The sequence below is a fragment of the Photobacterium sp. HL06 genome, from assembly GCF_059552575.1.
In genome coordinates, this window is record NZ_CM183915.1 from 709,452 (window position 1) to 727,396 (window position 17,945).

Here is a 17,945-nt window from a genome sequence, read left to right on the forward strand (position 1 = left end):
ATTGTTTCATACATAATCGGCTGCCGAAACATCGGTTACTGTCACATTGCGCTTAACGCACTCGTGAGAAAATTACTCATCCAGTCATTTGGCCAAGAAAGCTCCCCCAACAATGAAAATGCAACAACACAACGCCAGACCTTGCCTGATGCAAGCCTGGGATCAACACGAACATCAACTCGCACATTGGCTTCAAGCCCAAACCCGCGATGAACCTTTGACACAAGACTTGTTGCACGAAGTATTTATCCGGGCAATGCATCAAGATAAAAACTTTTGCGACATCGGGAACACCAAAGCATGGTTATTCAGGGTGGCGAGAAACCTGATCATCGATCAAACACGTAAGCGTACACCGCTGCCAATTCCATCGCTTGATGATATCGAACAACAAGAGCCTGATGGTATTACCGTAGATAGCCTCGCCAACTGCCTACCCAGAGTACTAAAAGAACTCGATTCGAAAGACAGCGAGCTACTGCAAGCGTGTGATATACAGGGAATGACCCAACAGCAATATGCAACCCAACAGGGTTTATCATTATCGGCCGTTAAATCACGCTTGCTCCGTGCCCGGACAAAACTGAGGCAACAACTCACCGTCTCATGCCAGGTAAAGCTTGATGAAAATAAGAAAGTTTGCTGTTTCACACCGAGAGATTAACTACAGTTAACAGATGACTGTTTCATCTACCTTTCAAGTACATGTGAGTACAATCACAGGCTGTAGTGCTCAGAAAAGCTAAGATGATGCCTCTCGATTTAGTTGGACACTTTCTCATGCGTAAGAAAATTATTCTGGACACTGATCCGGGCATCGATGATGCAATGGCCATTTTATTTGCCGAAGCCCACCCGGATATCGACCTTGTCGGGATCACGACAGTTTACGGCAATGCCACTATTGAAAATGGCACACGCAATGCGCTCTACCTAAAAGAGAAATTCAACTTTCGCTGTGATGTTGCCAAAGGGGCGGATAAACCGATCCAACGCCCACCCGTTGGTGCAACCGTTGTGGTACACGGCGAAACCGGCTTCGGTGATTTATGCTCCAGTGAGCCAGAGCACGCCTGCATCGACCCACGCCCGGCTTATCAATACATTATTGAAACCGTCAAAGCGACCCCCGGCGAGATCACCCTCGTTACAGTTGGCCCGCTGACTAATATCGCTTTGGCGTTAGATGCTGCACCTGAGATCACTTCATTGGTGAAAGAAGTTGTCGTTATGGGTGGTGCTTTTGGTATGAATGATCACCGAGGCAATGTCACGCCTTATGCCGAGGCCAATATCCATGATGATCCGCATGCGGCAGACAAGGTATTTACCGCTGACTGGCCTGTCGTCGTTGTCGGCCTGGATGTCACGGAAGAGAGCTTCTTCTCGGCCGATTACATTGATGATCTAAAAGCCGAAGGCGGCAAGGTTGGCGAGTTTATTTGGGATGTGAGCCGTTATTACCTACGTTTCTATGCTAGCAAATTGGGATTGGAAGGTTGTCATGTCCATGACCCATCAGCTATTGCCTATGTCATCAACCCAGAATTGTTTACCCTGCGTGAAGGGCCTATCCGCGTTATTACCGACGGCCCGGCAGAAGGACTGACACTGCAAAAGTTTGACGGTCGCCGATACCAAACAGATGACTGGAAAGAAATGCCAACTCAAAGAGTAGGTATTGCTGTCAACGATCAGGCCCTGCTTTCCCTCTACCGTGACAGCATCATCAATTACGGTAAACAGTTTGTCTAATCAAAGTATGGGAGAAACATGTGTTTCTCCCCTGTTTTTCAAGACTTGAACAAATACCTTATTCTTTTGACCAGCTTCGAATGCTATTGATCTCTTCAGCGTCAATATTTAAAGATTCAAGAAACTCTTGGTGGGCACTTGGCTCCATTTTTTCAAACTGTTTGTGCCAGTTTTGCATATCGTCTTCATTAAACCCTGCAGCTTGCATGATTTCGACCCAGCGCTCTTTTGTCACAATATTTTGTTCTAAAAGCGACGGTTGCTCTAACAGCATGACAATCGCTTTTTGCTGTTGGCGTAATTTTTGTACCTCTTTTTCCAACGAGTTAAATTGATTGTGCAGTATTTGCTCTTGGGCCAAGTCATTATGGTGATCCAGGAGAGGAGCTATATCCTGAATAGGTAATCCAAAAGATCGGTAAGACGTTATAGTCTTTAATCTATTCACTTCCTTATCGCCATACCATCGATAACCATTATCTGAGCGACTGGCGGGTAAGAGTAGCCCTGCCCGTTCGTAATAAAGAACCGTAGTACGTGACACATTACAGGCTTTAGCCAATTGGGTTACAGTCAGCATATGCACCTCTCTTACAATCTAATGCTCTATCTATTATCAATAGTTAACGAAATCGTTTTGCCCAATAAGCAAAGGTATAAGGTAACAAAACACTGGCAATGATAACCAGCGCCCCTGTTATCGCAAGGTGATTGGGAACCTCGGCAAATAACCAGTAACCAAACAGTAGAGAATAAATAATTTTTGCATACTCAACATTGGCGATAACATTCGCTTCCCCCCACTTATAGGCGGTGACACCTATCCATTGGGCAATAGAAGAAATAATGCCCACTAAGAGAAGAAGAACACACTCGTGCATTGTCGGCCATTGCCAAGAAAGAATACTCGGAATGAGTGCAATCAAACCAACAAACACAGCCTGGTAGGTTAGCAGAACTACTCTAGATTCGGTTTGCGCCATTTTTCTCACACACACTACCGCAATGGCAGCCCCCAGTGCGCCACCTAGCCCCGTCAGCGTATAGATAAGCGATGTTCCGTCAAAGGTTGGCTGAACGACTAATAGTACGCCGAAAAACCCGACAAGTATGGTGATAAGACGTGCAGCCCCAACCTTTTCAGAAAGAGCCAGGCGGGAAATCACCGCAACAAATAATACCTGGGTGAAACCTAGCGCTGTGGCATCAGCAAAAGGGATATTACTCACCGTAAGAAAACCCAAATACAGTGCGATGAATGCGCCAACGACTCTAAGTATATGAAGCTGAACGCTGTATGGATTCAGAAGTGATTTAAAATTTACAGCAACTGCAGGCAGCAGCAAACCGATAAAAATTAATTGCCGAAACAGTAATATTTGAAACACATCAATCCGTTCACTCAACATTCTGACCAACACGCCAACAAAAACAAACATTGCTGTAGAAACTAATGCTAATGCAATCCCTTTGGCAGGGGCTGGTAATCGTTTGAGCGTATCTTTCCATGGGGTAGAAATGGAAGATCGCGTACTAAATAGCGGGGAGATGGACATATCGAACCTCATCGTTGTTGAGGCGGAAGGATGGAGCCTACACCTGTAGACAGGTCAACATGTTTTTCAGAACCATACCCTCGGCTTATTAACGAATCAAAAGCGCAGTGCAGCTTCAGATCTATTCGAATATCACTGACTAAGCCTTATGACTTACCGTCTTCGTTGTTGACTATAATGATGCATGTATCGTTAACTTTATTGATGAAGGGAATGGTTATGGCCACTGAATTTGACTCGTTGCTACCTGAACTTAGGGAGTTTTCACTACCTGATGTCCCCTTTAAAGTTGTTGACCCAACGGCTCTGCCAGAGCATACCAGACAGGCATTTGATGACTTTATTGCAGACGCTTCTGCACCTAGTGCTTTTTGCGCGTACAGTCATGATTACTCACGCTTTTGCAAGTTAGTACGACAGGGGAAGATTAACATAGACTAAGCCCTGTTATTGGTGATTGAAAAAATATGCGCTTGATTGCTTGGGGAGATTTCGAGGAGGGTTTAGGAGCTGCCAAGGCAGCTCCTGATTACATTTTAATTTGGCGCCGGTATTAGCTCTTGGTTGATGGCCTTGTTATAACGCCTTTTCAACTTTCTTGGCTACATCATGAGGAACCCAGGCTTGCCAGGTTTGCGGATAGTCTTCCAGGAAGTGGTACATAGCTTCTTCACCATCAGCCTGATTGTCTTGCATCCACGCCAGCAGCTGGCTCATATCGTCATTGCTAAAGCCGCGCTTGGTAAAATATTGGTAGGCTTCGGGGGCGCGGTTAGCAAAACTTTCTGTCGTGATTGTATGCACGGGAGAAGGTGGGTACATCGTTACCTTAGGCGTTTCACAATCCGCTTGAGTGGTGCAGTTCACATACTCTTCAAGGTCGACTCCGCTGCCGAAATCCACTTTTACCATATTGTACTTACCCAGAACCGGTGTGGGTGCCCAGTAGTAACCAAACCATGGCTCTTCGCGTTCGTAAGCCTTGGCGATAGCGCCCGCCAAACCGGCGCCAGAGCCCGGATCAATAACGGTAAATCCGGATTGCTCTAGGTTCATTGCCTCGAACAAGTGATCAGCGGTGATCTGGCAGGTCCAGCCTGCCGGGCAGCCGTAAAAAGCTGACTTGTCAGGGTCTTCTGGGTGTTCAAAGATTTTTGCGTGTTTCTTGACCCCCTCGATGGTTGTCAATTCAGGATATTTTTTGACGAGGTAAGCGGGTACCCAAAAACCTTCTTCACCGCCGTTGACTAACGACTTGCCCGCATAGCGCAAGCGTTTTTCCTGCACGCCCTTATCGAGAGCATCTTTGACGCTGTTGGTCCATAGTTCGGGAGCCACATCAGGCTGGCCTTTCTCAATCATAGAGATGCCGGTTGGCATGCTATCGCCGGGGATCAACTCGGCATCACAGCCGTAGCCATGCTCTAGAATAAAACGGTCGATATTGGCAATCAGGCTTGCCGAGTTCCAGTTCATGTCTGCAATGGTGACAGTTCCACATTCACCTGCATTTGCATTTGCATTTGCATTTGCATTTGCATTTGCATTTGCATTTGCATTTGCATTTGCATTTGCATTTGCATTTGCATTTGCATGGCTTGATAAGGCGCCAAAAAGAAGTAAGGCAGCTATTTTGGTTTTCATTTTGAGTTTCCTTTCTCAAGGCTAGAAAATTCAGTAGGGTCAATAAATCACTCTTGTTCGTACATTATCATCTCTTTGGCAAATAGTTATAGGGCTTCTATCCGTTATTGTTAGCTAGCTAAAAGTTCAAGAATTTTATCATTATCCAACTTTACGGACTCTATGGTCGTTGTCCGAACATGGTGGATAGAAATAAAAAGCCCTGGCTTTAATTACCAGGGCTTTTTCATTTTATTCAGCATCAGATGTAGTTAATCAATAACTGAATGACGCTCTACTTTTTCATGATAGTTGAGGTGTAAATTTCACCTTCTCCACCATTGTCCTCCTGCCAGTAAGTTTTCTGAGCGTAGAAGTCACCTTCAATACCGGTAATGGTGTTTACACCCATAGAGGTTTCACCATCCGGTTTAATCTCCAGTTGTCCGTCGCTGTTAACAGACCATTCGAAAGTAAAGCTCTCATTTACATATCTCAGACTGGTACCGTAACCCGTATTATCGGCGCTCATCGTTACTTCGTCTTCAGCGATATAGGCTTTTACTGTATGATCGCCAACGCTGTTTTGCTGAACATCGATATAGCCAATGACCCAATCGGTATCGGTAAGGTTGATATCGTTGTAGGTAACAGCTACGCCAGAGTCAGCACGGCAAGCGTTCGCCAGCGCGTCATAGTCCGCTTTGGTTTTGTAGTTAGCATCACTGCTGGTTTCCCACCAGACGTCGTTGGTATCATCCTCGCACTCCGTCAGGTTGCCCGTGTAGGTTGCATCGATGTATGTCACACGGTCTGTTTCACTATCCTCATAGTTTCCGTCAGCCGACTGACTTTCTGGTGAGTAGACCGCAAATGTCTTCTCATCACCCTCTTCGCTTAGCAGTACGTGAATTGAATTCAGTTCATTAGTACCGGTAACCGTCGTCTCAATATAGTCGATACCCTCTTGAGACTTGATGTTCCAGTCTCTGCGAACTTTGTCAGTGTACTTGTCACCAAATTCGTCGAATTTTTTCTTCTTGCTTAGCATAGTGCCGTCATCGAAGAAGAACTTACGACGATACAGGCCTTCACTGTTAAAGCGGTTGAGGGCCAGACCAGCAATGGATGTCTCAGAGATAGCGGGTAGCGTTGTGTCAGAACACGCCTGATACAGTGCTACTTTCTCGAAGAATTCATTAACGCTGCCACCTTCTGTGTAAGTAAATTCACAGCTGATATCAACTTCATTCAAAATGGCCTGGTATGCAGTATCATTGAAGAACGTCACCTGATAATCGTTAGATTGGTTAGCAAGCTCAATCGTTCCGCGGATAACCCCGCCGTCATTTTCTGCAAACAGAACGGTTGCTGGATCATCATGCCAACGGTCACCGAAGGCAGCAATAGCTTCATCAGTGACGGTGAACTGGTAGACAGTCTTACCGCCCATCACACTGCTACTCCAGGTTGTCTCACCTACTTTGACCAACTGATAGGTATTTTCATCTCCTTTATAGAAATTTGCGGCTCCGTCATCAATCAGTTCTACACCAATATCCCAGCCCAGATAGATAAGCTTAACCTGGTACGGGTCTGTAGCGGCAGAGCTCGATGTCAGGTCATACAGCGTTGTTGCTACCTCATGATATGGATCTGAAGTGGCACCTACTAACTTCATATGGACGTCTGAATCTGTCCAAAGAGAATAGATGTCCTGGGCGGCAACAGGTATAAACTGTAGCGCTTTGGAGTCTATCGGGAACTGTGCAGTACCCGTTTTATAAGAAGACCAGAACGGCAGATTTGTCGCATTGATAGTCTCACCGTCTAGGGTCGTGATCATTGGTGTATCCAGAGAATAAACCATCTCAGAGTATTCAGTTGGATAGGCGATAGCACTGCTACCGGAAATATCCAGTGTATACCCCGTCGGAGTCACCCAACCGGTACTTGTCAGTATCATATGCTCGTCATCATCAACCAGACCACCCAGAGTGCCGTCAGGCAGAACAACTTTGAACCCTTCAGATATTGCTAAGCTACCATTTACAACAAATTCATCGACTGTCAGTACTTCACTGCCATATTCGCCTTCATCGTCAAACTCATGAAGGACGCTGTTATTACCAACAAATTGAACAATGTCAGCGTTTGTTGCGTTGGCAGTTTCACCCACGCCGTCAGCAATGTCATTTCGGTCGTCGTAGTCCTCGGAGTGGCTACCATCGTCTGAGCCATCATTTGAGCCATCATTTGAGCCATTGTTGCCGGAATCTGAACCGTCAGATGAATCACCCGAATCAGGATCTGAACCTCCAGATGTATCACCGTTGTCTGTTGAATCTCCTGTATCATCCGGATCTATTACGCTAACAACGACCTGCTCAAGGATGGCTATTTTTGCCGTTTCGTTAAACAGGTAGATCTCTTCATCAAAGCTTGTACCTTGTTGCTCGATTGAACCCATACGAACATAACTGCCGTTTCCGTCATCAAACACACTGGCGAACAGGGCTGGAGAATCTTCATCCCACTTCTCGCCATAGGCTGTAATCACGGCATCCGGTACAATGAACTGCAGGATATCTTCACCAGAAATCGTTGAGCGAGTCCAGCTGCCTGAGCCGACTTTTACGAGATCATGGCCAGTTTTGTAGTAGTTTGCACTACCATCTTCAACCAGCTCAACCCCCATATCCCAGCCAAAGTATACAAGGTTTGGATATGTTGTTGCCTCGGTGGAAACGTCGGCAGCAGATTCAGAAATCAGCTGTTCCAGCGTTGTGGCCGGCGCATGGTATGGCTCAACATCTGTGCTGACGTGTACCTCAGAGTCTATCCAGAGGGAATAGATATCCTGAGCCGCTGATGGGGTAAATTTCACCGCCTGTGAGCCCGGTGGGAACTGAGCATTCATAGACTGGTAATCGCTCCAGAACGGAACTGTGCTTGGTGAAATAACCTGGCCAGCAAGGTCAACCAGTTCCAGAGACAGATTTAGCTGGCTCGCAGGAATATTGGTAGGGTATGCCACAGCATTATCGGTGGTGACGTCAATCGTGTAGCTGTTGCTTGTCGTCCAACCTGAGCTGGTCAAAATAGCATCATGGTTATATTCATCAGTGACTGCAGTCAAGGTTCCGTCAGTGTTAACCTGCTGCGGAGTTTGAGTTACCCCTTTGTTGTCACTGATCAGAACTGGCTCAACGTACAGGTACTCCTGGTGCGTATTTGTCGAATCGTCATACTCATCGTCAGCATCCAGGATATAGAGCGAGCTTGCGCCACGAATAAACGCGATAGCGTCAGACGCGGTTGGTGTTGTTTCGTCAGCATCGTCGGTGCCATTGTTGTTGTCATCCGGATCGGCGTTGTTGCCAATGCCGTCGCCGTCAGAGTCTAACGATTCAGTTGCATCCAGCGGGAATGCATCCATATCATCTTCGACACCATCGCCATCGTCGTCCATATCGGCATTGTTACCAATACCGTCCCCGTCAGTATCTACAGACTCTGATGGATCTGTTGGGAATTTATCCTCGGCATCAATTACACCGTCACTGTCAGCATCGGCTGGTGTGATATCCACTTGTTCAAGAATCGCAGTTTTCGCGGTTTCGTTAAACATGTAGATCTCTTCATCAAAGCTTGTCCCTTGTTGCTCGATTGAACCCATACGAACATAACTGCCGTTTTCATCATCGAACACACTGGCGAACAGGGCTGGAGAGTCTTCATCCCACTTCTCGCCATAGGCTGTAATCACAGCATCCGGTACAGTGAACTGCAGAATCTCTTCGCCGTTAATCGTAGAACGTGTCCAGGTTCCGGTGCCGACTTTAGAATAACTGCTGCCAGTTAGGTAATAGTTAGCTGTACCGCCATCAACCAGCTCAACACCCATATCCCAGCCGAAGTAAACCAGATTTGGATGTGCAGAACCTGAAGAGGTATCTGCTGCGGTGGCTGAAACTAGCTGATCCAGCGTGGTAGCCGGAGCATGGTATGGCTCAACATCGATGCCTACGTGTACCTCAGAATCTATCCAGAGAGAATAGATATCCTGAGCCGCTGATGGGGTAAATTTCACCGCCTGTGAGCCCGGTGGGAACTGAGCATCCGTAGACTGGTAATCGCTCCAGAACGGAACCGTGCTTGGTGAAATAACCTGGCCAGCAAGGTCAACCAGTTCCAGAGACAGATTTAGCTGGCTCGTAGGAATATTGGTAGGGTATGCCACAGCATTATCGGTGGTGACGTCAATCGTGTAGCTGTTGCTTGTCGTCCAACCTGAGCTGGTCAAAATAGCATCATGGTTATATTCATCAGTGACTGCAGTCAAGGTTCCGTCAGTGTTAACCTGCTGCGGAGTTTGAGTTACCCCTTTGTTGTCACTGATCAGAACTGGCTCAACGTACAGGTACTCCTGGTGCGTATTTGTCGAATCGTCATACTCATCGTCAGCATCCAGGATATAGAGCGAGCTTGCGCCACGAATAAACGCGATAGCGTCAGACGCGGTTGGTGTTGTTTCGTCAGCATCGTCGGTGCCATTGTTGTTGTCATCCGGATCGGCGTTGTTGCCAATGCCGTCGCCGTCAGAGTCTAACGATTCAGTTGCATCCAGCGGGAATGCATCCATATCATCTTCGACACCATCGCCATCGTCGTCCATATCGGCATTGTTACCAATACCGTCGTTGTCTGTATCAACGGTTTCGGAACCATCCAGTGGGAATGCATCCTCACTATCAATAACGCCGTCGTTGTCTGTATCCGCTTCGCTTATAACAACTTGCTCAAGAATCGCAGTTTTCGCTGTTTCGTTAAACAGGTAGATCTCTTCATCAAAGCTCGTTCCCTGACGCTCGATTTGACCCATACGCACATAGCTACCTTCACCGTCGTCATATACGCTCAGGAACATAGCCGGAGAGTCCTGATCCCACTGTTCACCAAAGGCATCGATAGCCTCATCAGGTAATGTGAACTCAAGAATCTCTACACCACTTTCAGTAGTAGAGCGACTCCACTCACCGGCAGCGACCTTGGTTACAGTGTTCCCTGCAGTAGAGCTAGATGAGTCGCTCTGCATATAGTAATTTGCAGTACCACCTTCAACCAGTTCAACCCCAATATTCCAGCCGAAGTAAACCAGCTCGACATCCATATTGCTTGAAGGGGTCTCTGCTGCAGTGGCTGAAATGACCTGGTCCAGTGATGTTGCTGGTGCATGGTATGGTTCCTGATCTGTGCTGACATGCACTTCGGAACCTGTCCACAACGAATAAGTATCCTGATTTGCAACCGGGGTAAATTTAACAGCCTGAGAGCCTGGAGGGAACTGAGCTGTCGTTGAGTTAAAGTCGGACCAGAATGGTACTGCCGTTTCAGAAATGGTTTCTCCGGAAAGGTTTACCAACTCCAGTGTAATACCCATTGTGCTTGTTGGTGCATTTGTTGGGTATGCGACGGGTGTGTCAGTCGTCACATCCAGGGTATAACTAGTGACTTTTACCCAGCCTTCAGCCGTTAAGATCAGATCTTCGTTTTCTTCTGAAATGTCTGACAGGCTACCGTCAGGGTTAACTTCTTGAGGTGGCTGAGTTACCCCGATGTTGTCGCTGATCAGTATCGAGCTGAGGTACAGTTTCTCGTGCTCAACACCGCTAGCATCGTGGTAGTCGTTTGAATGCATCTCATAAAGCGCGTCCGCATCACGAATAAACTGAATCGCAGTTGATTCAAGCGCATCCTCGGTTCCATCGCCGTCCGCATCTGTGTCTGCGTTATCACCTATACCATCACCGTCGGTATCAATAGACTCTGAATAATCAAGAGGGAATAGGTCCTCATCATCATCTACACCGTCACCATCATCATCGGTGTCTTGATTGTTACCAACGCCGTCACCATCCGTATCAGTAGATTCAGTAGAATCAAGAGGGAATAGATCTTCGCCATCGGCTACACCGTCACCGTCATCATCGGTGTCTTGATTGTTACCAATGCCATCACTATCAGTATCAGTAGATTCTTCCGCATCGGTCGGGAATGCATCATCGCTATCGAGAACATTGTCGTTGTCGTCATCGGTATCTGAGTTGTTACCAATGCCATCATTATCTGTGTCTACTGACTCAGAAGCATCTTCAGGGAATACATCGGCATTGTCACCCACACCATCTTCATCTGTATCCTTATATTCAGAATCATCTTCAGGGAATGCGTCCGCATTATCACCAACATTATCGCCATCGGTATCTGCTGTTTCATTCGGGTTGAATGGGAACGCATCTTCATCATCTAGCGTGTTATCATTGTCATCATCGGTATCGGCACTATTACCAATACCGTCTTGATCGGCGTCGGCAGATTCTGTTGGATCCTGAGGGAATTCGTCCTCAAAGTCTGGTACGCCATCCCCATCTGTATCATGGTCAAATGAAGACTTATTGGAATCATGCGGGAAGAAGTCGAGTAGGTCGTTAACACCATCACCGTCGTCGTCTGTATCGGAATTGTTACCAACACCATCGTTGTCGGTATCAACTGATTCGGTAGGATCTAACGAGAATGCATCCTCTGTATCCAGAATGCTATCGTTATCGTCATCGGTATCTTCATTGTTACCAATACCGTCTTTATCGGTATCAACAGATTCCTCTGGGTTGAATGGGAATGCGTCTTCGGTATCTAGCACGCCGTCGTTGTCATCGTCGGTGTCGACGGTATCACCGATACCGTCCTGGTCGGCGTCAGCAGATTCGTCTGCGTCAAACGGGAACTGGTCATCGCTGTCTAAGATACCGTCATTATCGTCGTCAGTATCTGTAATATCACCGATACCATCACGGTCCGAGTCGCTTGATTCTGCTGCATCTAGCGGGAAGGCATCTTCCGCATCGGCAATACCATCGTTATCATCATCGGTATCGGCATTGTCACCGATTCCGTCTTGATCACTATCTACGTATTCATTCGGGTTAAATGGCAGTGCGTCGACGGTATCCAGTACACCATCGTTATCATCATCGGTATCTCTATTATCACCGAAACCATCCTGATCAGAGTCATACTGTTCGTTAGGGTTAGATGGGAATACGTCTTCAATATCCGAGACACCGTCACCATCGTAGTCACCGTTCGAATATTTAGTGTTATCAAGTGGGAAGTAGTCTCGCAGGTCAATAACACCATCGTTGTCATCGTCAGTATCGGTATTATTACCCAAACCATCGCTATCAGTATCTACTGATTCTTTAGGATTAAGCGGGAAGGCATCATCGGTATCCAGGACTTTATCGTTATCATCATCATCATCTCTTTCATTACCAATGCCATCTTTATCAGTATCCAGAGATTCAGTACTATCGAACGGGAAGGCGTCGTTGGCGTCTGCGATACCGTCGTTATCATCATCGTTATCTGCTGCATCGCCAATACCGTCACTGTCAAAGTCCGCTGATTCATCCGGGTTATACGGGAACGGGTCATCGGCATCTAAGATATCATCATTATCATCATCAAGATCGGCGTTATCACCAGTGCCATCTCGGTCTGAATCTCTAAACTCATTTTTATCAAGCGGGAAAGCGTCATGGATGTCGGCAATGCCATCACTATCGTCATCGGTATCGGTATTATTACCCAGACCGTCATTATCGGTATCTACCGTTTCTTTCTCGTTAAGCGGCAGGTCATCGTCTGTATCTAAGATACCATCGTCATCATCATCGGTATCTTTGTTGTTACCGATACCGTCACCATCGGTATCTAGCCATTCGTTGCTATTATTCGGGAAGGCATCAAATGCGGTGGCAATGCCATCATTATCCGGGTCATCGGTGAGATTGTTGACATTATCTTCACTCACAAAATCAGGTAGCTCCAAAGTCTCGAAGTCTATGTTTTGTGCAGCATCGTCTGAGGTCGCTTCCTTGGCAATGGTTTCGATAGATTTTTGTGTCTGCTCACTGACAGCATCCAGCTGATTAAGCAAGCTCGACGTTGTAGGATCGGCCTTAATCTCGTCAATTGCCTGATCCAGCTCTTCTGGTGTTTCAGGTAACTGCTGGGACTCAACCAGAACTTTGGCTTCATAGGCGAGACGGGCTGCGTCTGAAACACTGTCCGGATCAGCGCTGGTTTCTTTTACTTCAATGTAGTCGCCCATGATTAATTCTGGGTCAAGGTTGTCACCAGCGACTTCATTTATTGCCGCTTCTTTCAGGGCTTCTACTTCTTCATCGGTTAGCTCAGTTGTAGAAGAGGAAGAGAGTTCTTCTGCTTTTTTCTTTTCTAATACCAGGTTAACTTTTGTTGTCAAAGGAGTGACGGTTTGTGCCCCTGCTGGGGCCGACATCATGTATGGTGTATCAACCGTTTCGCCATCTGGGTTGCTTTCTGTGATGGTATCTTCATCGACAGTTTCTGTGGTTGCCTGGACCACCACGTTATATTTACTTGGGTCGTCGATACCTTCCACGTTCAGGTTTGCAACACCACCCTCACCAGAAGTTGCTTGTGGTTCGTCGCTATCGAGCTGGTAGTCACCATCTAAATCCAACCAGACGGTAGCATTTCTTAAATAGCCATCGATTGCTTTAACTGAATAGGTTGTTTGAACAGTAGGAGTATCAGAAGGTGCCACTGAAGATGTATCGGAAGATGTATCAGAAGATGAACCTCCGTCACAACCTGCAAGCAAGGTTGTGCTTGCAAATCCCAGAGCTATAGCGATCTGACTTTTTTTCATAGTCACTCTCTCTTGACGAAAAATTTTAGCGTTAAAAATTCAGCCTCAACTGAATACAGGGGGGCAATGATTTCGCGATCCATATCAATCTTAGAAATAGAAACAAGTTGATTGTATCCAACATGTGCCTATTGTGTAAATTGTCAACCACGTGTGTTTTATTAATATTTGGGATGCCGATCAATTTATAATGTCGGGTATCTTTGCTTACAAACCATAATGCTATCGCGATCATGTTTTTTTGCCGTTATACACTTTGTTGACCAAAGATATTTAGTAGTTAAATATAATTTAGTTGAAGTGAAAGTGGATGCACAATTAATTTTTTAACCTGTGTCAAATAAAAAACCGCAATAAATGATTTCGTCAAAAATATAACACCTCGACAATAATTTGACGCCTTTGAAATATTGATTAGTATATCGTATTGGTTGGATCTGTTTCCTCAACTAGAGAGGGGTGCTTTAATATTTCTTTGTGAATCATATTCTTACACCATGCTCGAAAGTGTTGAGCATAAGGCTTTTTGTCGTAATATGTGCTCATTAGTTAACGTTCGACAGTGTGGCTAAAAAATAATCAAATATAAAAACCAAACAACTCGTGCTTTGCTGGGCAGATGATGATCACAAGAAATTAAAAAACCTATGTATTACTTCAAGTTAGGAAATATTAAGTAAATCCTATACATCTCTTTTGCTGTTAATTAAGAAGATGACTCACAACGTCGCTGAATTTAGTATTTTCTTTTAACTGGATGAAAGTAATGGTTTTTCTATACCATTCTTAATTTGAACATGATTTAATTAAGTAAACACTCTAATTTTATTTTATTCCGAGTAGAAATAAGCGTAAGAATGTTAACCTTAAGTTAACCACCTTAAAAATATACAGGCAACGGTTGATTGTGGGCAATTTAAGACCGAAGCGATGCCAGATCAACCACAATACAGCAAGAAATATCAAAGACCTCTTCTCCAAACACCCTATATTTCTCGTTACCCCAAGCCCCTCGCAAACGATAAATAGCAGCAGAGGCTTGCCTGCTCGAAAAGCTAAATAGCAATAGGAGAATCTTATGGAACAGCCTATCAGTCTCTGACATCCCAGCGCGATCTTGGTTTTGACCATCTGCGTTATTACATCGTTAACGAACGTATTTAGCTATTGAAGTAACCTGAAAGGGACGGTATCTATCGCATCTCCCGGCGGAGGCAACACATTCACGATTCGGTTAAATACAGACCAACAACGAGTTAGTCGCACTCGGCTAACTCAGAGTTGCTACCTAAGGAATTGAATAACCTGTCAACCTCACACATAATCATCAAAGAAGTTCCATACCATCATACCAACAGGCCCCAGGGCTTTGTTTTTAAGTTTGGCGACATATACAGGTACTTCCATCGTCTTTTGAATATTCAGTTGAATGAGTTTCTCTTTCTCAATATCTTGCTCAACCTCATGAACAGGTAAACGCCCCCAGCCTAACCCGCTGCGTATGAGTGATTTTTTGGTATTATGATCAGATACATACCACTGAATTCCATCTTTGACTATGCCAGAGTCAGGGCTACTTTTGTAAGACGATTTAACGACGACTTGCGGGTAAAGTATCAAGTCAGCTTGGCTGATATTGTTTTTGTCCGCCAAGGGAAAACGCTCAGAGATAAATACCGGCAATTTACAGTGGCTTATGCAGCGATACTGCACTCTTGCATCTTGTTCGAAGCCACCATAAATACCAATATCGACCAAGTCATCCAGCAGCATTCGCTCCCCAGATGCAGTTTCAATGTCCAAATGAACAATCGTTTTTGGAAACGCTTGTTTGAGTCGCGCCAACAATTGCGTGACCTTGTCCATGGGAAATATCGCACTAATACTGATACGTAGCTCGGCCTCTACTTCACTATTCATCTGACGGGCGAACATATCAAAATCATTGGCTTCATTAAGCAAATGCTGAATCTTGTTGATTAATATTTTGCCATTACGCGTCAGCTCCGGTCGGTAGGTATCACGACTAAATATCTCAATCTGGTAATACTCTTCAACCTGCTTTACAGAATACGATACGGCAGAGCGCGCTTTAAACAGCCGTTCACTGGCCTTGCGAAAACTGCCTTCCTGATGGATCACGTTGATAACGTGTAAATGTTCTAATGCAATCATGGTCTAATAATATGACCATGTTAGTCAGAAAGCTATGCTTTTTTCGGCCATCAATATTGACTAAAGTAAGTTTCATCAATCGCACCCAAGTGTAATTGCCCAATAAACCAAGGGGCATCTTTAGGGTGGTCAAAATATTCGACCAGTGAGGTAATGGGCATGAATCAGCAGATCCTTAGAACACCAGAAAGCGCGTTTGCGAACCTAGTGGATTACCCGTTTGCACCAAACTATATGGATGTCGATGGCATGCAATTGCATTACATCGATGAAGGCAAAGACAATAATAAAACAATATTTTTGCTTCATGGCCAACCATCGTGGAGCTATTTGTACCGACACATGGTGCCATTATTGGTCGACGCGGGTTATCGAGTGATCGCGCCTGATTTAATCGGCTTTGGTAAGTCAGACAAACCTACAGCTAGCTATACCCATTCTTACGGAAACCATGTTCGCTGGATGACGAGTTTTGTGCGTCAACTAGGGATCCGAAATGCCGCTGCCTTTATGCAGGACTGGGGGGGAATGATTGGATTAAGGGTTTTGGCTCAAGAGCCAGAGTGGTTAGATCGCCTAGTGGTTTCCAATACTGCACTCGCTGAAATGAAAGGCCTGGAAAAGTTTATGGTGCCCAAAGTACTTAAACTGATGGCAGCTATGGCGGGTAAACCCAGCGTCGAAAAGTTTGCTGGTAATATCAACTATGGAAATTGGGCTGGCTATTTTCGGCACAGCGATAAGTTAGAGGTTGGTCAAATCATTCAAACACTGACCACAAGGCAGCTAAGCCCTGCTGAAATGCACGCTTACGATGCCCCTTTCCCAACTGCAGACTATTATGCCGCACCTAGAAAGATGCCAGAGATCGTTGCGTCTGAATTGGATCAAGTCAATGCGGATTGGAAAAAACTTAAGCAATGGGACAAACCTGTACTCACCTTGTTTAGTGATAAGGACCCTTTCTTAGCCGATCGAGGTTACGACAAGAAATTTCAAGCCAACTTTAGCGGAGCACAAGGCCAACCCCATATCACCGTCGAAGATGCATCACACTTTTTACAAGAAGATCAATCCCAACAACTGGCAGCAAAAGTCATTAGTTGGCTAGAACAAACCCAATTTTAATTAACAGGAGATGGTATGAAGATTTTAGCAATTGGTGCAAACGGCGTGATTGGTAAGGCTGTCGTAAAGCATTTACAACAAGATCACGAGGTTATTGCTGTAGGGCACAGCCAGGGCGATTTTACGGTGGATATTGAGAGCAAGAAATCTATTCAAGCCTTGTATGAAAAAGTAGGAAATGTCGATGCCATTATTAGCATGGCGGGCAATGGTGAAATGGGTAGCCTGGATGAGATGCCGGAAGCCGGTTACCACACCGTATTAAACAACAAAGTAATGGGCCAAGTTAACTTAGTACGTATCGGGCTGGATTATCTTAATGAAGGCGGCTCTATTACGCTGACCTCAGGACAGGCATCTAACCACCCAATGCCGGGTACGGCAGCCATTGCCATGGGGGTAGCTGCGGTGAACGGGTTTGTGGCCACGGCGGCATTAGAGCTAAAAGACGGCAAACGAATTAACGCGGTAAGCCCAAGCATGGTGAAAGAAACCATGGAGTTGTGGGGTATAGACAGCAGCTCAGGCATTCCAGCTATTGATGTTGCTACTTATTACCGGGCCAGTATTGAAGGCCATCAAAATGGCGAAGTATTTAATGCAATCGGTGGGCAGTATGAATCAGCCTAAACCGGCTTACCTGGTAGCTTCTGCCATTTTACCGCAAGGACATAGCTCTTTAATCGATTACGCCCAAGCTGCTATGCCAATATTTAAGGCTTATGGTGCCGAGGTATTGGTAGCCGGTACTTCTGAGCAGAAGGTCGATTTATTGGAAGGCCAATGGTCTAACTCGGATGCTAAGTTGTCTCTGGTTAGATTTCCTTCCATGCAGCACCTAAAGGATTGCTTGAATTCGAATGAGTATCTGTCGATCAAGTATTTAAGAACCGACATTATTAACAGCAATTTTTCGGTTGCTATTGATTAAAACATTAATTTGTAAT

11 protein-coding genes are annotated in these 17,945 nt (G+C 45.6%); 6 read left to right on the forward strand and 5 right to left on the reverse strand.

The annotated features are described in order from the left end of the window. Positions 1–112: 112 nt before the first annotated feature. Positions 113–664: a sigma-70 family RNA polymerase sigma factor gene (locus tag AC51G0_RS21745; protein ID WP_496303734.1), complete on the forward strand. Its 552-nt coding sequence runs from the start codon at positions 113–115 to the stop codon at positions 662–664. Positions 665–780: 116 nt separating this feature from the next. Continuing rightward, positions 781–1,755: a nucleoside hydrolase gene (locus AC51G0_RS21750; RefSeq protein WP_496303735.1), complete on the forward strand. Its 975-nt coding sequence runs from the start codon at positions 781–783 to the stop codon at positions 1,753–1,755. Between the two features lie 58 nt (positions 1,756–1,813). On the opposite strand, the gene AC51G0_RS21755 is transcribed toward AC51G0_RS21750, so the two are convergent. Further along, positions 1,814–2,335 carry a MerR family transcriptional regulator gene (locus AC51G0_RS21755; RefSeq protein ID WP_496303736.1) on the reverse strand — a complete coding sequence of 174 codons (522 nt, stop codon included), beginning with the start codon at positions 2,333–2,335 and terminating at the stop codon, positions 1,814–1,816. Between the two features lie 43 nt (positions 2,336–2,378). Next, positions 2,379–3,194, reverse strand: coding sequence for a DMT family transporter (locus tag AC51G0_RS21760; protein ID WP_496304173.1), 816 nt, complete (start codon positions 3,192–3,194; stop codon positions 2,379–2,381). A gap of 336 nt (positions 3,195–3,530) precedes the next feature. Between AC51G0_RS21760 and AC51G0_RS21765 the strand changes: the two genes are divergently transcribed. Next, entirely contained in the window at positions 3,531–3,752 is a 222-nt protein-coding gene (locus AC51G0_RS21765; RefSeq protein WP_496303737.1) for a hypothetical protein, read from the forward strand. A 135-nt stretch (positions 3,753–3,887) separates the two neighbouring features. On the opposite strand, the gene AC51G0_RS21770 is transcribed toward AC51G0_RS21765, so the two are convergent. The 3 genes from AC51G0_RS21770 to AC51G0_RS21780 all read right to left on the reverse strand — a co-directional run bounded on the left by AC51G0_RS21770 (position 3,888) and on the right by AC51G0_RS21780 (position 15,870). Next, a complete protein-coding gene (locus AC51G0_RS21770) occupies positions 3,888–4,955 on the reverse strand; it encodes an ABC transporter substrate-binding protein (RefSeq protein ID WP_496303739.1) in 1,068 nt (355 codons plus the stop codon). Between the two features lie 274 nt (positions 4,956–5,229). Beyond that, on the reverse strand, positions 5,230–13,695 hold the full coding sequence (locus tag AC51G0_RS21775; protein ID WP_496303740.1) for a thrombospondin type 3 repeat-containing protein: 8,466 nt from the start codon (positions 13,693–13,695) through the stop codon (positions 5,230–5,232). Positions 13,696–15,009: 1,314 nt separating this feature from the next. Then, positions 15,010–15,870 carry a LysR family transcriptional regulator gene (locus AC51G0_RS21780; protein WP_496303741.1) on the reverse strand — a complete coding sequence of 287 codons (861 nt, stop codon included), beginning with the start codon at positions 15,868–15,870 and terminating at the stop codon, positions 15,010–15,012. Between the two features lie 159 nt (positions 15,871–16,029). Here AC51G0_RS21780 and AC51G0_RS21785 point away from each other — a divergent pair, with 159 nt between their 5' ends. Genes AC51G0_RS21785 through AC51G0_RS21795 form a run of 3 tightly spaced genes read left to right on the forward strand, consistent with a single transcriptional unit; the run spans position 16,030 to position 17,929 of the window. Further along, positions 16,030–16,998 carry a haloalkane dehalogenase gene (locus AC51G0_RS21785; protein ID WP_496303742.1) on the forward strand — a complete coding sequence of 323 codons (969 nt, stop codon included), beginning with the start codon at positions 16,030–16,032 and terminating at the stop codon, positions 16,996–16,998. A 15-nt stretch (positions 16,999–17,013) separates the two neighbouring features. Beyond that, the gene (locus tag AC51G0_RS21790) at positions 17,014–17,628 is read left to right on the forward strand and encodes a short chain dehydrogenase (protein WP_496303743.1); all 615 of its coding nucleotides are present in this window, start codon (positions 17,014–17,016) and stop codon (positions 17,626–17,628) included. Continuing rightward, positions 17,615–17,929, forward strand: a complete 315-nt coding sequence (locus AC51G0_RS21795; RefSeq protein WP_496303744.1) for a DUF1330 domain-containing protein — start codon at positions 17,615–17,617, stop codon at positions 17,927–17,929. Before AC51G0_RS21790 ends, AC51G0_RS21795 begins: the two co-directional genes overlap by 14 nt. Positions 17,930–17,945: the final 16 nt, after the last annotated feature.